The organism is Frankia sp. ACN1ag (assembly GCF_001414035.1).
Taxonomy (GTDB): Bacteria; Actinomycetota; Actinomycetes; order Frankiales; family Frankiaceae; genus Frankia; species Frankia torreyi.
Genome location: NZ_LJPA01000060.1, coordinates 1 through 18,837, shown reverse-complemented (window position 1 = coordinate 18,837; position 18,837 = coordinate 1). Strand labels below are relative to the sequence as shown.

13 protein-coding genes and 2 pseudogenes are annotated in these 18,837 nt (G+C 74.1%); 6 read left to right on the top strand and 9 right to left on the bottom strand.

Features of this window, described 5'->3' with window-relative positions; translation table 11 throughout:
* A pseudogene (locus UK82_RS29685) lies at positions 1–638 on the bottom strand (sugar-binding protein); the annotation flags it as partial.
* 1,100 nt (positions 639–1,738) lie between these two features.
* Between UK82_RS29685 and UK82_RS41915 the strand changes: the two are divergent.
* Positions 1,739–3,103, top strand: coding sequence for a lytic transglycosylase domain-containing protein (locus tag UK82_RS41915; RefSeq protein WP_055410722.1), 1,365 nt, complete (start codon positions 1,739–1,741; stop codon positions 3,101–3,103).
* Between the two features lie 123 nt (positions 3,104–3,226).
* Entirely contained in the window at positions 3,227–3,646 is a 420-nt protein-coding gene (locus UK82_RS29675; protein WP_063870365.1) for a transposase, read from the top strand.
* On the opposite strand, the gene UK82_RS29670 is transcribed toward UK82_RS29675, so the two are convergent.
* The 4 genes from UK82_RS29670 to UK82_RS29655 form a co-directional block, all read right to left on the bottom strand.
* Complete coding sequence (locus UK82_RS29670) at positions 3,628–4,593, bottom strand: DUF4097 family beta strand repeat-containing protein (protein WP_055410720.1); 966 nt, start codon at positions 4,591–4,593, stop codon at positions 3,628–3,630. The genes UK82_RS29675 and UK82_RS29670 overlap by 19 nt on opposite strands.
* A complete protein-coding gene (locus UK82_RS29665; RefSeq protein WP_055410718.1) occupies positions 4,586–5,299 on the bottom strand; it encodes a response regulator transcription factor in 714 nt (237 codons plus the stop codon). The genes UK82_RS29670 and UK82_RS29665 overlap by 8 nt, the downstream gene beginning before the upstream one ends.
* Positions 5,287–6,762 (bottom strand): histidine kinase, encoded by a 1,476-nt coding sequence (locus UK82_RS29660; protein WP_063870366.1) that lies wholly within the window; start codon positions 6,760–6,762, stop codon positions 5,287–5,289. The genes UK82_RS29665 and UK82_RS29660 overlap by 13 nt, the downstream gene beginning before the upstream one ends.
* A 260-nt stretch (positions 6,763–7,022) precedes the next feature.
* Complete coding sequence (locus UK82_RS29655; protein WP_044888581.1) at positions 7,023–7,448, bottom strand: GNAT family N-acetyltransferase; 426 nt, start codon at positions 7,446–7,448, stop codon at positions 7,023–7,025.
* Positions 7,449–7,730: 282 nt separating this feature from the next.
* Between UK82_RS29655 and UK82_RS43590 the strand changes: the two genes are divergently transcribed.
* Positions 7,731–8,360 (top strand): GNAT family N-acetyltransferase, encoded by a 630-nt coding sequence (locus tag UK82_RS43590; RefSeq protein WP_339325626.1) that lies wholly within the window; start codon positions 7,731–7,733, stop codon positions 8,358–8,360.
* A gap of 90 nt (positions 8,361–8,450) precedes the next feature.
* On the opposite strand, the pseudogene UK82_RS43585 reads toward UK82_RS43590, so the two are convergent.
* The 4 genes and pseudogenes from UK82_RS43585 to UK82_RS29630 all read right to left on the bottom strand — a co-directional run.
* A pseudogene (locus tag UK82_RS43585) lies at positions 8,451–9,191 on the bottom strand (alpha/beta hydrolase family protein); the annotation flags it as partial.
* Between the two features lie 1,310 nt (positions 9,192–10,501).
* Complete coding sequence (locus tag UK82_RS29640; protein WP_044888571.1) at positions 10,502–12,286, bottom strand: N-acetylglutaminylglutamine amidotransferase; 1,785 nt, start codon at positions 12,284–12,286, stop codon at positions 10,502–10,504.
* Between the two features lie 241 nt (positions 12,287–12,527).
* Positions 12,528–15,104 (bottom strand): carboxylate--amine ligase/circularly permuted type 2 ATP-grasp protein, encoded by a 2,577-nt coding sequence (locus UK82_RS29635; RefSeq protein ID WP_044888572.1) that lies wholly within the window; start codon positions 15,102–15,104, stop codon positions 12,528–12,530.
* A 452-nt stretch (positions 15,105–15,556) separates the two neighbouring features.
* Positions 15,557–16,495 (bottom strand): LysR substrate-binding domain-containing protein, encoded by a 939-nt coding sequence (locus UK82_RS29630; RefSeq protein WP_044888573.1) that lies wholly within the window; start codon positions 16,493–16,495, stop codon positions 15,557–15,559.
* Between the two features lie 159 nt (positions 16,496–16,654).
* On the opposite strand from UK82_RS29630, the gene UK82_RS29625 reads away from it, so the two are divergent.
* The 3 genes from UK82_RS29625 to UK82_RS29615 form a co-directional block, all read left to right on the top strand.
* A complete protein-coding gene (locus tag UK82_RS29625) occupies positions 16,655–17,218 on the top strand; it encodes a peroxiredoxin (RefSeq protein WP_044888574.1) in 564 nt (187 codons plus the stop codon).
* On the top strand, positions 17,218–17,775 hold the full coding sequence (locus UK82_RS29620) for a carboxymuconolactone decarboxylase family protein (protein ID WP_044888575.1): 558 nt from the start codon (positions 17,218–17,220) through the stop codon (positions 17,773–17,775). Before UK82_RS29625 ends, UK82_RS29620 begins: the two co-directional genes overlap by 1 nt.
* Before the next feature lie 441 nt (positions 17,776–18,216).
* Positions 18,217–18,837: FadR/GntR family transcriptional regulator (locus UK82_RS29615; RefSeq protein WP_055410714.1), on the top strand; the 621-nt coding region annotated here is incomplete at its 3' end.

Genomic DNA, 18,837 nt, shown 5'->3' with positions numbered 1-18,837 from the left:
GTCAACCCCTTCAACCGCAACGGCAACCGCAACGCCGCCTGCGCCGCCGCCGCGGTGTGCGCGACGATCCGCACGTCGTAACCCGTCGGAACGACCTTGACCACCAGATCGGTGCCGGGCGCCACGTCGGCGTAGGTCGCCGTGCTGCCGGCAAGCGTCGGCGCGGGCAGCGCGCCCGGCCAGGCAAAGGCGAGCTCGCGGCCACCGTCGACCAGGGTCGCCACGTCACCGCCCGCCTTCCCCCCGGCCGACAGCACGATCCCCGCCTTCGCGACCTTCGGCGTGACCTTCCCGTCCGCCAGCACCAGCGTCGCGTCGACGTCCACCCAACCGTCACCGCGGCGGACCCGGCGGACACCCGAATACGAGTCGACCGTGACCGTCCCGTCCGGGTTCACGAACGTCGACGTCGACTCCGTACGGGCATCCGTCACCTCGATCCGCCGCTTCTCCGCACGCGCCGCAAGCTGCGCCGAGACGAGATCCGGCCGTTGCGCCGGCCCCGTCGGCGGCGGGGACTGCGCCGGGCCCGCCGGTGTGGCCGCCCGTGCCGCGGTCCGAGCCGCCGGGACGAACTGCACGATTGTCCCGGCCAGAACGGCGGCCAGCAGAACGCACAGAGCACGGGTCAGTGACATGCGAAAACACACGGGGAGGGCCCGCATTACGCCAACTCCGATCCACCGGAAACGAAAGTCCGAAGGCGCTACGAGCGCGGCCCCCCGAGGGGAGCGAAGACCGCGCGGATCTCCGAAAATGACAGAGGGATCAACCGGCGTACAAGAAGATGATCGCCAGTTGGGATCGGGTTGTGTCGCGCGCCGTGACCATCCCCGGGGGTGGCCGGAAACCGCGGCTACCTCGCGTACTCACTGGCCTGCCAGCAAGCCAATCGACCCGACAATCCCGTCACCTTCAGTGACCGAGATTGATCGCTTGCCCGCAACAGAGGTGTCGCTGCGTTACTTTTATGGCGCGCATCACACAGTGGTGTGTTACCTCGCCGAAACATGAAAGTCGGTACGGGCCCACATTCGGCCTACAACCCAACCACCGGGATGGCGGACGACCGTCGTATCCGCAGGTGACGGCCACCCTGAACGGCCGTGGTCGACGGCTGCCGTCGACGGCCTCCCGCCTCCGAAAAGCCCTGCGGAGCAGGGGGAGGTACCCGGCCGGCGAGAAGAGCCGGCTCCACTCCCCACCTTCGGGCGATTCCCGTGCCGGCTCGCGCGTCGTCCGGCCGGATCCGGCCGGGCGCCGGGGCGCGAGGCCCGAGGCCGCCGGACCACGCGAAGCCGGACGCCGCCTCCGTGTGTCCGCGCTAACGCCCAGCTCCCAGGCTTGGAGCTACTCTCCGTGACGATTTCTCTTGCGGCTGGCAGCCAATTGATCGTTATGGGCAGCAGGGAAGTTCTCTTTCCAAAGGACTGGATAAGCCTCCGGAGTTATGCCACAGTCCTCCTTCGGACCAGGGCGCCACTGGAACGGGAGTGCCCCTGGCCCGATCGGTTTCTTTGTTTTGGATGACACCTTCGACTGCGCCTCGCAATGACGCGCGGCAAGATCGAACGCCTACAGCCGAGCCGCGCTTTCCCGCATTCCCTGGCACGGGCGACGGCGCAACGGCGCGTGGCTGCCGCATGGGCTGGGGCCGCCGGCACCGCGCACACCGGCGGCTGCAATCACGGCCGCGGACGAGACCCGACCCAGTCGATGTCGCAGGGAGGCGAACGGTATGAGCCGCCACCGGCGTTCCCCCGAGAAGCCCGGCCGCCACCGGGCTTCCACCGACACGGCCGGCCGGCATCGCCCCGCCACGATCCCCGCCCAGGGCCGAGGCGGGGCGCCCGCTCGCCGGCGGTCCGGCCCGACCGGCGCCCTGGCCACCATCCCGATGATCGGGCTGCTCGTCGCCCTCAGCCTGATGCCCGGCACGACCCCGACTGGCCGCAGCCCATCGCCGACCGCTCGCCTCAACGCCCCCGCCGTCGTGGTCCATCCGCCGACGCGCGGCTACGACGACCGGTTACCCGACCTCATCCCCACGCTACGAGCCGCGAGCGACACCGACGCCCCCACCACCCCCCCGACCCCGACCCCGACCGTGCCCCCGACCGCGTCGGCGGCTGTCCCCGACGACCGGACGCTCGCCGCCGCGGCCACCCACCGCTCCCCCACCGCCGCCGCCGTCGTCCTCACCGCCACCGAACGGCGGATCCCCACCCGCATGCTGACCGCCTACCGTGCGGCCGCTGTCCGCACGGCCGCCGAACACCCCGCCTGCCACCTCCCCTGGCAGCTCCTCGCCGGCATCGGCCGGATCGAGTCCGGCCACGCCGCCGGCCACACCCTCACCGCCGACGGCACCCTCACCCGCCCGATCCTCGGCCCACCCCTCGACGGCCACGACGGCCGCGCGCTCCTCCGCGACACCGACCACGGCACCCTCGACCACGACACCCGCTACGACCGCGCCGTCGGCCCGATGCAGTTCATCCCCACCACCTGGGCCAGCGCCGGCCGCGACAACTCCGGCGACGGCCGCGCCGACCCCGACAACGTCGACGACGCCACCCTCGCCGCCGCCGGCTACCTCTGCCGGCACGGTCGCGACCTCGCCGACCCCGCTCAGCTACGCGCCGCGATCTTCAGCTACAACCCCTCGACCAGCTACGTCCGCGCCGTCCTCGCCTGGACCGCCGGCTACACCACCGGCTACGCCGCCACCGACGCCACGCCCCGAACCGCGGCGACGCCAGGCGCCCCGGTGCCACCCCTACCCGCCTACCCACCCCCGCCGACCTCGCCGCCCCTGTCTCCGTCCCCGGCACCCACACCCACACCGACACCGGCACCTTTGCGTTCGGCACCGACAGGATCGGCGTCCGCACCCCGTCCGGCCGCCGACCCGGTCGCCGGCCGCCCGGCCACCGGGCCGCCCCCGCCTGCGGCCACCGCCGCCACCAGCACGGCACCCGGCGAATCCCTCGGCGACCCGTCCGATCCCCCCACCGTCCCGCCCGGCGGCTCGCTGCGCGTCATCCCCCTCCCCCCCCCCGCCACGCCGCCTGCGGCCGCACAGTCCGCCCCGCCCCCCTGAACCGGATCCCGCCCCCGCGCCGGCCGCCCCACCCTCGCCAGACCCCGCGCCGATTCCCGACCCGCACCCCTGCGCCGACCCTGTCCTCCCAGGTTCAGCATTCGAACCCCGAAGCGAGCCGTCATGTCACGACCTACCCGCTATCCCCCACGGTTCCGCGCCCACGCCGTCGCCGCCGTCGCGCTCGCGCGGGCGCGGCACCCCTCGGAATGGGCCGCGATCCAGGCCGTGGCCGCGAACCTCACGATCAGCGCCGAGACCCTGCGCACCTGGGTACGCCAGGCGACGTCGCCCGACAGCGCGCCCGACCCGGCGGACGCCAGCCGGCACCAGGCCGAGATCCGCCGCCTGAACCGGGAGAACGCCCGCCTGCGCCACGCCCTCGACCTGCTGCGGGACGCCGAACGCTCCACCCCTCGACGCGGGTCCGTGACGATCTCCCCGGCCGGGACGCCGACCGCAGCACCGATCGCGGCGGCGCCACCGGAACGGCGCACGCCCTCGACGGTGCGGAGGCGGTCCGGTCAGGACGCGTCCCGGTAGGTCACGGAGATGTCGCCGGAGGAGGTCGTGGCGCGCAGGCGGCGCGACGCCGCCGGGTCCTTCTGGATGTTGACCGTGCGGTCCCCGGAATCGGTGGTCACCTCGGCGGCGTAGCCCTCGCCGTCGACGGGCAGCAGCACCCGCACATCTCCGGACGAGCTGTGGACGTCGAGGTCGTTCGGGGCGAGGAGCTGGTCGACCCGCACCTCCCCGGACGACGTCGAGGCGTGCAGCCGGCCGGTGCGCGCCTCACGGACCCGGATGTCACCCGAGCCGCTGACGACGTCGAGCTCGCCGCTGGGCCGGCTGACCGTCACGTCCCCGGCGGAGGTCCGCAGCCGCACCTCGCCGCCGAGGCCCTCCGCGGTGACGTCGCCGGAGGACGTGTCCACGGCGACGGCCACTCCCGGTGGCAGCTCGAGGTCGTAGTCGGACGAGCAGTCCCAGGTCGTCCCGCAGCGGGTGGTGACGTACGCCGTGTCGCCGTCGACCCGGACGACGAGCTCGGGCACCTCGACGACGCCGGACATCCTGGCGATCAGCCTGACCCCGGCGTCAGCGCCGGTCCCGGTGGGCGTGCGGGTCCCGGTGGGCGTGCGGGTCCCGGTGGGCGTGCGGGTCCCGCCGGTGGGTGCGGCGTCCGGTCCGCGCAGGTGGACGTCGCCGCTCGGGGTACGGACGACGACGCTGGTGACCGAGGCCGGCAGGGCGCGACGCTCGACGCGCTGGCCGCGCCCGGAGGTGGCGTCGACGACGGCGAGCCCCCCGATCACCGTGAGGACGACGGCCAGGATGCCGCCGAGGGTCAGAGCGATCGCCCTGCCACCCCGCGGTGACGGATCGGGCTCGAGCGTGGAGACGGGCTCGCGTGCCGCGAGTGCCGGGGCGGGCTCGAGTGTCGGGTCAGGCTCGAGTGTCGGGTCAGGCTCGAGTGTCGGGTCAGGCATGACGGTGCCCCCTCCGGGCGCTGTGCGGCGCTGCGGGTGGACGGCCGGCGCCGCCGTCGGCCGCGTCCAGGAAACGCAGCACCGCGAGGACGCGGCGGTGGTCGTCCTCGGCCACCGGAAGGTCGAACTTGGCGAAGATGCTGGTGACGTGTTTCTCCACGGCCCGTTCGGTGACGACGAGCGCGGCGGCGACGGCCGCGTTCGAACGGCCCTCCGCCATCAGGCGCAGCACCTCGGTCTCCCGTCGGGTGAGGCGGTCCAGCGGGTCGCGGCGCCGCGAGCGGACGAGCAACTGCGCGACGACCTCGGGGTCGAGCACGGTGCCGCCGGCGGCGACCCGGGCCAGCGCCTCGTGGAGGTCCGCCACGTCCGAGACCCGGTCCTTGAGCAGGTAGCCGACGCCGCGGCTGGCCTGCCCGGTGATGAGGTCGACCGCGTAGCGCTCCTCGACGTACTGGGACAGCACGAGCACCCCCACGCCCGGCCACTGCCGGCGCAGGACCAGGGCGGCCCGCACGCCCTCGTCGGTGAACGTCGGGGGCAGGCGCACGTCGACGACGCAGACGTCCGGCGGCTCGGCCGCGACCGCCCGCAGCAGCGTCTCGGCATCGCCGAGCGCGGCCGTCACCGTCATGCCGAGGTCCTCGAGCAGCCTGGTCAGCCCCTCCCGCAGCAGCACCGAGTCCTCGGCGATCATGATGCGCACGGCAGCTCCAGACGCACGGTCGTGCCCGCCCCGGGCGGGCTGGTCAGGCTGAACCTGCCGTCGACGGCACGCGCCCGGTCGCGCAGGCCGGTGAGCCCGCTGCCGCCGCTCTCCCGGGCGCCGCCGCGGCCGTCGTCGGCGACCTCCACGGTCAGCCGTCCCCCGCCGCGGCGCACGACGACACGGGCCTGGGACGCCCGGGCGTGCCGGGCGATGTTGGTCAGCGCCTCGGCCACGAAGAAGTAGGCGACCGCCTCGGCGTCCGGATCTCGCCGCCACGCCGGGTCATCTCGCCGCCATGCCGGGTCATCGCTCCAGCCTGGCGGGTCATCGCTCCAGCCTGGCGGGGCATCGCCTCGGCCTGGCGGGGCCTCGCCTCGCCGCGCCGGGTCGAGGTCCACGTCCACGGTGACCGGGACCGGGCAGCGGGCCGCGAGCCCGGACAGCGCCGCGTCCAGCCCACGGTCGGTCAGCACCGACGGATGGATGCCACGGGCAAGGTCACGCAGCTCGGCCAGGGCCCGTTTCGTCTCCGCGTGCGCCTCGGCGACCAGGCCGGCGGCGGCGTCCGGATCCTCGGCGAAGCGGGCCTGCGCCCGCCCGAGGGTCATCGCGACGGCGACGAGCCGCTGCTGGGCGCCGTCGTGCAGGTCACGTTCGATCCGCCGCCGCTCGGCCGCCGCGGCGGCGACCATCCCGGCGCGGCTGGACTCCAGGTCCTCCACCCGCTGGGCGAGCAGCTCCTCGCCGCGCGGGGACAGCAGCCAGCGGGCCGCCAGATAGTGCGCCGCCGTCAGCCCGCGGGCGAGCCAGGGGGCGGCGAGCAGCGCGGCGACCCCGAGGCCCACGTGCAGGGCGACCGCACCGCCGTAGCCGAGGTACTGCCCGAAGATCCGGTCTCCCCCGGCGAGGGCGTACCCGTAGGCCGGGAAGAACAGGAAGGCCAGCCCACCGCCCCAGGCGGCGAACAGCAGCCAGCCGCCGAACCAGCCGAACAGCGGCGCCACGACCAGCACGTACAGCACGTTGAGCCAGCTTCCGCCGGCCCGCAACCGCCGCAGCTCGGCCCCGAACCGGCCGACGAGCCCCGACCGGCGGTCCGGGTCACGCACGGGTGAACGCCGCAGCGGCAACCGGCGGCCGAGCATCGTCTCGAACCGCCAGGCGTCGAACCGGGTCGACAGGCTCGCCACGACGAGGCTGAACCAGATCAGCGGCACCCCGATCAGGGCCAGCAGCAACAGCGGCACGCCCAGCAGGATCGGGACGAGCACCGCGAGGAACACCGGCAGCGCGACGGCGCCGGTCAGGGCGACGAAGGCCGTGCCCGCCCACGCCGGCCCCGCGTACGTCCGCCGCAGCACGGGCAGCACCCCCCGCCCCGACCCGGCCGACCGCCCCGACCCGGCCGGACCGCCGAAGCGACCCGCGCCGTCAGTCGCCTGCACCGGACTCACCGCCACCCCCTCGCGCCGTCTCCGACCGGACCGGCCCGGCGGACCACGGCCGTGGTCCGTCCGACTGAGCCGACGGTAGATCGTCCGGCCACCACCGGGCGACGGAGCTGCCCGGTCAGTTCGCCGGGGGGCTACCCGTACCCGCCCGTGTGGCCGGTTGGGCAGTGCGATGAGGGTTCCCCGCGCGACTCGACCTCGACCTTGACCTCGACGACCATCGACCTTGCCGATCATTGCCCGCCTGGGCTTCGGACCTGCTCGTGCACCTACACGCGGCGGGTGAGGTGGAAGGCGGAGATGGAGTAGCCGGCGCGCAGGGCGAGGCGGTGCGCCTCGTGGCGGTGGGTGTCGGCGTCGAGGTGGATGTGTTCGCAGCCGAGGCGGCGAGCCTCCCGTTCCGCCCAGGCGAGCAGCCGGGTGGCGTGGCCCCGTCCGCGCGCGGCGAGCAGGGTCGTGAGGTCGTCGACGGCCAGGTGCCGCCCGGCGGCCAGCGAGTTCACCTGCCGGAAGCCGAGCGCGGCGGCGACCCGGCCGAGTTCGCCGTCCCAGGACGCGACGAGTCGGTACCCTTCGGGCCGCTGTACCTCGTTGACGAGCCGGACGAACCCCGTCGACGTCAGATGCGGGCGCAACTGGCGCATGGGGTCGAATGCCAACCAGGTCCGCTCCGCCTCCAACTCCTCGATTTTCACGGGCCGTATTGTGTCAGTGCCATCAGGTGATGTGCGTGCCGAGGTCCGGCCGGAACCGGTGGAGTCGGTCACCGCGGCCCCGCCGCCGGCCCCGGCGGGCGGGTTCCGCCCGGCCGCCATGGCCTGCGCGTCCGTCCGTCCCGGTCCTTCCCGGCCGCGGTGACGTCCGGAAAACGATTCGCCGCGGGGCGCCGCTGCGGGCTACCCTGCTGCGGCCATCGGTCCGCCCGCCGCCGATCGGCAGCGGGCGGTTGCGGCACGCGGCGCCAGGGTGACGCCCTGATGAAGCCGGCACGGGGTGGGATCCGGAGCGGGGTGAGGGGCGTGGAGAACAGCCGGACAGACGGCGGCGATCGGTCGCCGGCCGGGATCGTCGCCGAGCCGGTGCTGCGTGGCCCGCGGCTGGTCCTGCGGCCGCTGACCGTGGCCGGCATCGGCGCGCTGCGGGCCGGGCGGTGCGGTGAGCTGGAGTCACTCACCGGCACCCGGATCACCACCGGCATCCAGCCGCCGCCGCTGCTCGACGCCGCCCTCGGCCCGGTCCGCGGCCGGTCGCTGACCGAGTCGGCGGCCGCCGGCTGGTGGACGTGGCTGGCCGTCGAAGGGGCCACGGGCACGGCCGTCGCCTCACCCGGCCTCGGTGGCCCACCGGACGCCGACGGCTGCGTCACCTTCGGCCAGGCGACGTTCGCCGGACACACCGGACGCGGCTACGCCGTCGAGAGCGGCTGCCTGCTGCTGGACTGGGCCTTCCGCGAACCTCGGGTGCGCCGGGCGCTGATGACCCTGCCACCCCACGCCGGGGTGGCGCTCGCGGTCGCCGCCCGCCTGGGCTTCGCGGCCATCGGCCGGGCCGAGGACGACGAGGTGGGCGAGCTCGTCCTGCTCGAACGAACCTGCCGGACCACCTGAGCCGAGCCCGGCGGGCGACGCCGACAGGGCGGGCGGGGCTGGCGAGACGCTGCGCGGTTGCGGCAGCCGCGCAGCGAGCAGGTGCGCGGCCAGCCAGTCGACGGCGGTCCGGACGAACCGGACCCGGTTGGCCAGCTCGACCACCTCGTGCCCCTCGCCGGGGAACAGCAGGTAGCGGCAGTCGACGCCACGGGCGGTGGCCGCAGCCACCGTCTGCTCGGCCTCGATCACCGGGACGTTGGTGTCGTTCTCGCCGTGGACGACGAGCAGCGGCGCCGCCAGGGCGCTCATCCGGTGCAGGGGCGACAGCGCCCGCAGCAGCGCGGGCTGCGTGACCGGATCGCCGTACTTGGTCACCGCGGAGGCCGCGATCCACGGCTCGGTGTGCTGGTAGAACGACTCCAGGTCGACCATGCCGCAGACATCCACGCCGACGCGGAACAACTGCGGGAAGTGCACCAGGGCGGCCAGCGTCAGGTACCCGCCGTAGGAGCGCCCCGCGATCCCGATCCGCTCCGGGTCGGCCAGGCCGGTGTCGACGAGGTCCCGCACGCAGCTCGCCACGTCCTCGATGCCGTCGAACCGGCGGTGGGTGTGATCGGCCTCCTCGAAGGCCCGGCCGTACCCGGTGGAGCCGCGCACGTTCGGCGCGAACACGGCGATCCCGCGGGCGAGCAGCGCGTGGAACAGCGGGTTGAACGTCGGACGCTCCTGAGCCTCGGGGCCGCCGTGCAGGTACACCAGGGTCGGCAGCGGGCCCGGCGGCGCCGGCGGACGGTACCACCAGCCGGCCAGCTCCTGGCCGTCGTGCGCGGTGAGGGTGTGCGGCACGGGGCGAACCAGCGCCGCCGGGCGGGTGGGGGCGTGCGAGACCAGACATCGGTAGCGGGCGGGGTCGAGCGCCGGCCGGCCGGCGCCGGCCGGGGCGGTCAGGTCGCAGGTCCACAGCTCCCCGGGGGCTGCGGCGCCCTCGAGGGCGAGGATCAGCTCCTGGCCGTCGGGGCGGGCCTGCAGGGCGGTGACGACGTCGCGGGGCGGTGCCGGCAGCGGCCGGCACCGGCCGCCCGACAGGTCGACGAGCGTGAGCTCACTGCGTCCCGCCACGTTCCAGACGACGACCGCCCGCTCGGGGTCGGCGGCCGCCCGCTCGGGGTCGGGGTCGGGCCGGCCGAGCAGGACGAACCGTTCCACGTCGGCGTCGGGACGCTCGGCGATCACCACGGTGGAGCCGGGGGTGTCCACGGGGACGTCGAGCAGGGCGGCCCGCTGCCGGCCGAGGTCGCTCACCAGCAGCACCCGACGCCCGCCCGCGGTGAAGCGGCCGGTGAGGACGGTCGCGGTGCCGCCGGGCAGCTCCCACGACGAGTGGGCCGCACCGCCGCCCGCCGGCGGGGTGAGCCGGACGTCGACGACGATCGCGCGGCGAACCCCGCGCGGCCCCTCCCGCAGCAGCAGCCGGTAGGCGCCCGCCAGCGGATCGCCCCCGCCGACGCCGGCGAGCCCACCGGAGATCGTGTCCTGCGCGCCCGGGCCGCCCGCACCGGGAACCCCGGGGCCGGCCGAGCCGGCGTGATCGAGGTCGACCAGGTCGCAGACCTGCAGGGCGACGCCCTCGGCGAGCCGGGCCCGCCGGCCGTCGAGACCGACCAGCACGGCGGCGGTGCGCCCGGCCCGGTCGGCGCGGTCGGATTCGGTGACGACGAGGGCGAGCCCGTCGGCGGTCCAGCGGGCCGGCACAGCGGCGCGGCCGTCCCCACCGGCCAGGCTGCGCGGGCCGCCGTCGTCACCGTCGGCGGCGACGACGCGCACCTCGGTGAGCTCCCCGCCGCCGGGCGCCACGTGCACGGCGATCAGGTCGCCCGCCGGCGACCACAGCGCGGCGCGGACATGCCCGGGGCCGGTGTCCACGCGACGCCGCCGGCCGTCGGCGTCCCGGATCCACAGGGCGGGCCCGGCCGGCCCGTCCGCGACGTAGGCGAGCCGGCCGTCGGACGCGAGTGCGGGCGCCCGCACTCCCTCGGCCGCCACCCACTCCCGCCCCAGATCGGACTCCCCGAGCCGACCGGCACGCCCCGACCTGGGGAGGCGGATCACGTTCCCCAGGACCGTGTCACTGCCCAGCGTCACGTCACTTTGTAGCGTCACGTCACTCCCTGAGTCTGGAGCCACATCTCGAGCAGCGCGGCCTGCCAGAGGGCGTTCGCGCCGAGGGTCGTGCGGTTGTCGTTCGGGGCGGCCAGCATCGCCTGGATCCACGCCGGGCGGAACAGGCCGCGGGACTTCGCCGCCGGGTCGGTGAGCGCGTCGCGGACCCGGTCGAGGAACGGGCCGTCCAGGTGGCGGATCGCCGGCACCGGGAAGTACCCCTTGGGCCGGTCGATGACGTCGACCGGCATGAGCGGGCGGCCGATGTCCTTGAGCACGCCCTTGCCGCCGGAGGCGAGCTTGAACTCGGGCGGGCAGGCCGCGGCGAGCTCGACCAGCTCGTGGTCGAGGAACGGGGTGCGCGCCTCCAGGCCCGCGGCCATCGTCATGTTGTCGACCCGCTTCACCGGGTCGTCGACGAGCATGACCGTCGAGTCGAGGCGCAGCGCGGCGTCGACGGACGTCTCGGCGCCCGGCCGGGCGAAGTGGGAGGCGACGAAGTGCCGGCTGGCATCGGCCTCGATGAGGTGGTGCGGCTCGACCATCGCCGGCATGTCGCGGTGCGGTCGGTCGGCGAAGACCCGCAGGTAGGCGTCGACGGTCTGGTCACGCGCGACGCCGGCCAGCGGCGGGTACCAGGAGTAGCCGGCGAAGACCTCGTCGGCCCCCTGCCCGGACTGCACGACCTTGACGTGCCGGGAGACCTCCTGGGAGAGCAGGTAGAAGGCGACGCAGTCGTGGCTGACCATCGGCTCGCTCATCGCGGCGACGGCGGCGTCGACGGCGGGCAGCAGCCGGCTGCCCGGCACCCGGATCTGGTGGTGGTCGGTCTCGAAGTGCCTGGCGATGATGTCCGAGTAGGCGAACTCGTCGCCGGACTCGCCGCCGGCCGCCTCGAAGCCGACGCTGAACGTGGCCAGGCCGTGCTGGCCGGCCTCCGCGAGCAGGGCGACGATCAGGCTGGAGTCCAGCCCGCCGGACAGCAGCACCCCGACGGGCACGTCGGCGACCATGCGCCGGCGCACCGCCACGCGCAGCTTCTCGGCGATGGCGTCCCGCCAGTCGCGGGCGGTCCAGTCGGCGTGCGCGGGGTCGCGGGTGAAGCTCGGGCTCCAGTACACCTCGTCGGTCCAGGTCCCGTCCGGTTCGACGACCCGCACGGTGGCGGCGGGCAGCTTGCGTACTCCGGCGAGGATGGTGTGCGGAGCCGGCACCACCGAGTGGAACGACAGGTAGTGGTGGAAGGCGACGAGGTCGATGTCCGAGGAGACGCCGCCCCCGGCAAGCAGCGCCGGCAGGGTGGAGGCGAAGCGCAGCCGCTCGGCGTCGGCGGCGAGGTACAGCGGCTTGATGCCGAGCCGGTCGCGGGCGAGGACGAGGCGGCCGGTGTCGCGCTCGGCGACCGCGAAGGCGAACATGCCGGCGAAGTGGTCCACGCACCGGGTGCCCCAGTGGTGGTAGGCCTTGGCGATCACCTCGGTGTCCGAGGTGGAGAAGAAGCGGTAGCCGGCGGCGGCCAGCTCGTCGCGCAGCTCCTGGTAGTTGTAGATGCACCCGTTGAACGCGGTGGTCAGGCCCAGCTCGCTGTCGACCATCGGCTGGGCGCCACGCTCGGACAGATCGATGATCTTCAGGCGGCGGTGGCCGAACGCGACCGGTCCCGACGACCACACCCCGGCGCCGTCCGGGCCCCGCGGCACCATGGTGGCCGTCATCCGCACCACCGCGTCGACGTCCGCTCCCCGGCCGTCGAACCTCAGCTCACCACTCAGCCCGCACATGTGCGCTCCCGTCGATCAGTCAGTTCAGGTGAGATCCATTCCCCGGGCAGTCCTGCCCGGCATGAGGGTGCACGATCGTCCGTCCACCTTCGACGCCGGAGATTTCAGCCTCGTGTCCCCACGGTTGCGACCGAGGACCGCTTCGCTCGCCGGAACTGCCGCCCGCCGGCACTCGCCCGCCGGCACGCCGTCATGCCCCGCCGAGAGCCTCGGCGGGGTACGACGGCGGTCGTGGGTCAGCTCAGCGGCGCGGGATCCAGGTGTCCTTGGAACCGCCGCCCTGGGACGAGTTGACGATGAGGCTGCCGGGCGGGGCCACCCGGCTGAGCGCCGCGGGCACGACGACCGGCTCGGTGCCGGCGTAGACGAACACCCGCAGGTCCACCGCGCACGGCTCGAGGTGGCTGTCGTGCCAGGTCGGATGGGTGGACAGGGAGACCACCTCCTGGCCGATCCAGCGCCGCGGGTCGGCCAGGATCCGCTCCCGGGCCGCGGTGAGCTGGTACGGCTCGGCGTGCGGGCCGATCACGACGCCGGAGCCGCCGAAGCCGTCGACCGGCTTGACGACGAGCTGGTCGAGGTTGGCCAGCACGTGCTCGCACTGCTCCGGGTCGCCGCAGACATAGGTCGGCACGTCGTCGAGGACGGGTTGCTCACCCAGGTAGTAGGTGACCATCCGGGGCACGTAGGCGTAGACGACCTTGTCGTCGCCGATGCCGTTGCCTGGCGCGTTCGCGACGCTCACCCGCCCGGCGCGGACCGCCCGCAGCAGCGCCGGGCCGAGCGGGGCGTCGTCCGCGCCCGGCGCGCCGAACAGCTCGTCCTCGTCGATGCGCCGGTAGAGGACGTCGACGCGGCGGCGGCGGCCGTCGTCGACCCGGTAGACGACGTCGTCGTCGACGAGCAGCGCGTCGGGTTCGACCAGCGGGACGCCCATCTCCTCGGCGAGCATGGCGTGCTCGAAGTAGGCGGAGTCGGCCGGCCCACTGGTCAGGACGGCGACCGCGGGCTCGCCGGTGACGGCGGGTGGCGCCGCGGCGACGAGCGCGTCGTGCAGCAGGGCGGGCACGGTGCCCAGCCGCAGGATGCCCGGCGGCGGCCCGAGCTCGGGCAGCACCGACTCGGCGAGCCGGCGGCCCTCCACGGCGTAGGCGATCCCGGACGGCACCCGCAGGTTGTCCTCGAGCACCAGCCAGCCGCCGTCACCGCCGCGGACGAGGTCGATGCCGGCGGTGGTGATCCGGATCGCGTCGCGGCCGGGGGCGCGGCCGCCGTGGCGCAGCCCGGGGGCATCGTTGACCACCCAGGGCGGGACGATGCCGTCGGCGACGGCGGCCCGCTCGCCGTAGATGTCGTGCAGGAACGCCTCCAGCGCGCGGACCCGCTGCCCGAGCCCCCGGCCGAGCACGGCCCAGTCGTCGGCGGCGACGATGCGCGGCACGATGTCGAAGGGGAACGGCCGGCTCGCCGAGTCCCCGTTGACCCGAAACGTGATGCCCCGGTCGGTCTGCTCGGCCTCGCGGGCGCCGACGCGTTCGTCGAGGGTGTCCGGGCCGAGCCGCTCCAGGGTGCGCATCACCGCCCGGTACTGGGGCCGGACGGCGCCGTGCTCGTCGACGACCTCGTCGTAGCCGGTCGGCTGGTAGCGCTCCAGCAGGATCGGCGCGATCTGGTCGGGAGCGGACACCGCGGGCGCGGCACCGAGCGACGCGCCGGCCGGCGGGACGTCGCGGGTCTCGGCGAGGATCAGGTCGGCGACGTCGGTGAGCAGTCCGCGGCGGGCGAACGCCCGGCGCTGGCGCAGCGCCGAGCTGCCCCGGCCGGCCGCCTGCTCGGCGAGGTTGTCGATCAGCTCCCAGTCGTCGTAGCGCTCGAGCTGGGGGCGCACCTCCTCCAGCATCCGGCGCAGCATGGCGCGCGCGGGCACGGGGCCCGCACCGAGGATGTCGACGAGGTCGCCCTCCAGCCCGGACCGGGCCGCCCGCCAGGTCGCCGCCCGCAGCAGCTCGGCGCGCGGGGGCGGGGCCTGGCCGCCGGCCTCGATCTCCTCGATCGCCCGGCCCACCAGGGCCCGGAACAGCCCGGCGATGAGGATGACGTTGTCCACGTCCGGGCAGGCGTCGCAGATGCGCAGCTCGACGGTGGGCAGGTGGGCCGAGGGGCGGACGTCGAAGTACACCATGCCCGGGTCGCTGATCACCCCGGACTTGATCAGATCGGCGATGAGCTGGTCGTACTCGGCGGCGGTCTTGAACGACCCGGCGACGCCGGCGGTGGGCCAGCGCTGCCAGACCAGCGTGCGCATGCTCGCGTAGCCGCTGTCGGCGCCGAGCCAGTACGGCGAGCTGGCCGACAGCGCCAGCAGCATCGGCAGCCAGGGGGCGGTCCAGGCGACGACGGCCATGGCCAGGTCGCGGTCGGCGACGTCGACGTGTACCTGGGCGCCGCAGATGAGCTGCTCCCGGGCGACGATCTGGTAGTCCTCGGTCATCTGCTCGTAGCGGGCGTCCCGCGAGACGTCGAGCAGATCCATGTCGAGGATCGGCACGGTGCCCGACGCCGCCGGCCCGAGCCCCAGCTCGCCCGCCGCCTCGGCCAGCCGGCGGCGCAGGTCCAGCAGGTTGGATCGCAGGGCCAGTAGATCGACCGTCGGCTGACTGTTCGTCTCGACGACGGATTTCAACAGTTCCGGAGAGAAGGAGTCCTTGTCCAGCCGCTGCAGTATTTCCTCGGCCCGGGGAACAAGTTGGCGGGTGGTGAGATCGAGGATGTGAAACTCCTCCTCGACGCCGACGGCCACGTTCCGTGCGTCGCTCATGGCGGCCTACGCTACGGCCGGCCGGTTACATATGCATGACACGGACGTGTCTCGCATACCGGCGATCGGGGCATACCTCTGCACGGGCACGTGCACCACCTTTGTCGTGGCCGGCGTCCCGACCCCATCCAGCCGTGGTGCCGCGACCCACCTGTGTGATCGCCTCGGTCCGACCCGTCGGCCGAACGCCGGCGGCAGCCGGTCGCGGACGTTGTCTAGCTGTCCCGCCGGCCGTCGATAAAACGTGACGAAGCCCGCAGCATTCAGCCGCGGATGAGCGGGGATGAACATGTGCCGAGCGGTCACCGAAAGCGCCGCGAGACGCCGCGAGCCGGGCTGCGGGTGTTCACCCGGCCCGGGTTACCCGGATTTCCCGCCGAGACCCGGCGGCGCACGAAGTCGCCGCGCGGCGTGACCGTTCGGCCGCCGATCGACACCGGGCGGGAAGGCGGCTAGACCGACGGGACCGGGCTGAGGTCCAGCTCCGTCCCGGGCAGCGCGGCGCGGACCTCCGCGGCCAGCAGTCCCCAGTCGGTGACGCGCGCCGAGGTCGCCCGGTAGGCCAGGCCGATGCGCCGGTGCGGCGCCGGGCGGCGGAAGGTGGCGACCGCGAGGCCGCGGCCCTCCCCCACCTCGACTCCGACGGCGGCGGCGGGCAGCAACGTCAGCCCCAGCCCGCCGGCGACCATCTGGACGATCGTCGACAGGCTGGCCGCCCGCAGCGTGGCCCGCTCCCGCGCCCCGGCCTCCCGGCAGACGTCCAGCGCCTGCGCCCGAAAGCAGTGCCCGTCCTCCAGCAGGAGCACGTCCTGGCCGGCGAGGCCGGCGACGGGGACGGCGCTGCCGCCGGCCAGCGGATGCTCGGCGGGCGTCACGAGGACGAAGTCCTCGTCGTAGAGCGGGATCTCGGTGATGCCCGGTTCGTCGTTGGGCAGCGCGAGCAGCGCCAGGTCGAGCGCGCCGCCGCGCAGCTCCGCCAGCAGGGTCGCGGTCTGCGCCTCGCGCAGCCGAAGGCGCGCCTGCGGCCAGCGTCCGCGCAGCGTGGGTAGCAGCCGCGGCAGCAGGTAGGGCGCCACGGTGGGGATGACGCCGAGCCGGATGTCGCCGGTCAGCGGGGCACGGGCCCGCACCGCGACCTCCGCGATGTCGTCGACCGCGCCGAGCACGCCCCGGGCTCGCGTGACGATCTGCTCGCCCACCGCGGTGAGCAGCACGCTGCGCGTGGTGCGCTCGACGAGCTGGACGCCGAGGGTGCGCTCCAGCGCCGCGACCGCGCTGGACAGGGTCGGCTGACTCACGTGCAGCGCCGCCGCCGCCCGGCCGAAGTGCCGGTGGTCGGCGACGCCGACGAGCGCACGCAACTGGGTGAGCGTCGGCTGCGGAGTAGCCATAGATCGAGGCTATCAAACTTGCCGAATCTTTCGATTTCCTTTCTGGGTCGATGGTAGCGAGAGTGGGTCCTGCCCGATCACCACCGCAGACCCGAACATCACCGCAGACCCGATCACCACCGCAGACCCGATCACCACCGCAGAGAGGACCACCTCGACGTGCTTACCGTCGGCGACGCCTTCCCCGCCTACGACCTGACCGGAGTCGTCTCCAACGACCCCGACACCGCCTTCGTCCGGGAGACCGCCACCAGCCGCCCCGGCGCGTGGCGCGTCGTGTTCTTCTGGCCGAAGGACTTCACGTTCGTGTGCCCCACCGAGATCGCCGCGTTCGGCCGGCTCAACGGCGAGTTCGCCGACCGGGACGCGCAGGTCCTCGGCGTGTCCACGGACAGCGAGTACGTCCACCTGGCCTGGCGGCAGAACCACCCGGACCTGACCGATCTGCCCTTCCCGATGCTCGCCGACATCCGCAAGGACCTGACCGCCGCCGCCGGGGTGCTCGGCGACGACGGCGTGGCGCAGCGGGCGACCTTCATCGTCGACCCGGACAACGTCATCCAGTTCGTCATGGTCACCGCGGGCAGCGTCGGGCGGAACCCGGCGGAGGTCCTGCGGGTGCTCGACGCGCTGCAGACCGACGAGCTGTGCCCCTGCAACTGGCAGAAGGGCCAGGCGACACTGGGTGCCGCGGCGCCCGCCCCGGCCGAGGTGGCGGCCTGATGGCCGTCGCCCGCCTGCGGGAACTGCTTCCCGACTACGCCCGCGACCTGCGCCTCAACCTCGGCTCGGTGACCAGCCAGTCGAACCTGTCCGCCCAGCAGCTCTGGGGCACGGTGCTCGCGGCGGCCATCGCCAGCCGCGGGCGCACCGCGCTGGTCGAGCTGGAGCCCGAGGCGCTCGACCACCTGACCGCCGAGGCGGCCGCCGCGGCGCGCACCGCGGCGGCGCTGATGGCGATGAACAACGTCTACTACCGCAGCCTGCACCTGCTGGAGGACGAGGAGTACTCCCGGCTGCGGGCCGGCCTGCGGATGAACGCCCTCGCCGACCCCGGTGTCGACAAGGTCGACTTCGAGCTCTGGTCGCTGGCGGTCTCCGCGATCAACGGCTGCGGCCGCTGCCTGACCGCCCACGAGCACGAGCTGCGCGGCCGCGGGGTCACCCGCGAGGTGATCCAGGACGCGATCCGGGTCGCCTCGGTCGTGCACGCGGTCGCGGTGACCGTCGAGGCACTGGAGACCTCCGGCGGCATCGACCGGGTCGCCGCCGCGGTCTGAGACCGCGGTCCGCACGTCGGATGACGACTGGCTGTAGTCGATGCCAAGATCGGGGCCGTCGGGTCCCGGCCGAGCGTCCTGGCGCGCCTTCTCGTCCCGTCTACCACGCTGCGCTGACGGCCGGGACGGCGTCCCTGGTCAACGGCGTCGCGGCCGTCGCGTTTCCGGTTCCAGCGGCCCCATCCCAGCCGAAGTGATCAGCTCGGTGCGCGGATGGCATGTCGCCAATCTTATGCACTCTGAGTAACAGAATGCGGATCACAGCGTGGTACTCCACCAGCCCCGCCTCCCCCAGGTTCCGGCACGCTGCCACAATGCGACTTTGTAAGCACGGTTCGTAGCCAACTCATCGCAGTGACCACTATCCGTACATCATTAGTCGCAGCCCGAAACGGGGGACGTACCCGGCCGGGCAGCCGCCACCAGGGGGAGCACAAGATCATGTCGTTAACGCAGCCGACCGACACCTCGACACCCCGCATCGCGCCGCACCCGGTACGCCTCGCGCGCACCGGCGGGGCGGACGGCGCGGCGGCCACCGCCGGGTCGCCCGGCACCCCAGCCCGCGCGCTGTCCGGCCCGCTGCTCGCGACGAACCGCGTCGGGCAGCATGTCCGCGTTCCGAAGACCGCCGAACTCGTCGCCGCCCACCTACGCCGCCAGATCGTCCGCGGCGAACTCCACGAAGACGACGCCCTCCCCCCCGAAGCCGTCCTCATGGAACAGTTCGGCGTCTCCCGCCCCACCCTGCGCGAAGCCTTCCGCGTCCTCGAATCCGAAGCCCTCATCAGCGTCCGCCGCGGCGCCCACGGCGGCGCCCGCGTCCACACCCCCAACGGCCACGTCGCCGCCCGCTACACCGCCCTCGTCCTCGAACACCAACACACCACCCTCGCCGACATCCACACCGCCCACACCCACCTCGAACCCGCCGCCATCCGCCTACTCGCCACCACCGCCACCGACACCCACCTCACCCACCTCACCACCCACCTCACCACCACCGACCACGCCCTCGCCACCCCCCACCCCAACCCCACCGACATCCACACCCACCACCTC

Coding starts and splice junctions, on each gene's coding strand:
- UK82_RS29620 (WP_044888575.1), top strand. CDS start 17,218: ATGGCCGTCGCCCGCCTGCGGGAACTGCTTCCCGACTACGCCCGCGAC.
- UK82_RS29675 (WP_063870365.1), top strand. CDS start 3,227: ATGTCACGACCTACCCGCTATCCCCCACGGTTCCGCGCCCACGCCGTC.
- UK82_RS29640 (WP_044888571.1), bottom strand. CDS start 12,286: ATGTGCGGGCTGAGTGGTGAGCTGAGGTTCGACGGCCGGGGAGCGGAC.
- UK82_RS43590 (WP_339325626.1), top strand. CDS start 7,731: ATGAAGCCGGCACGGGGTGGGATCCGGAGCGGGGTGAGGGGCGTGGAG.
- UK82_RS29670 (WP_055410720.1), bottom strand. CDS start 4,593: ATGCCTGACCCGACACTCGAGCCTGACCCGACACTCGAGCCTGACCCG.
- UK82_RS41915 (WP_055410722.1), top strand. CDS start 1,739: ATGAGCCGCCACCGGCGTTCCCCCGAGAAGCCCGGCCGCCACCGGGCT.
- UK82_RS29630 (WP_044888573.1), bottom strand. CDS start 16,495: ATGGCTACTCCGCAGCCGACGCTCACCCAGTTGCGTGCGCTCGTCGGC.
- UK82_RS29635 (WP_044888572.1), bottom strand. CDS start 15,104: ATGAGCGACGCACGGAACGTGGCCGTCGGCGTCGAGGAGGAGTTTCAC.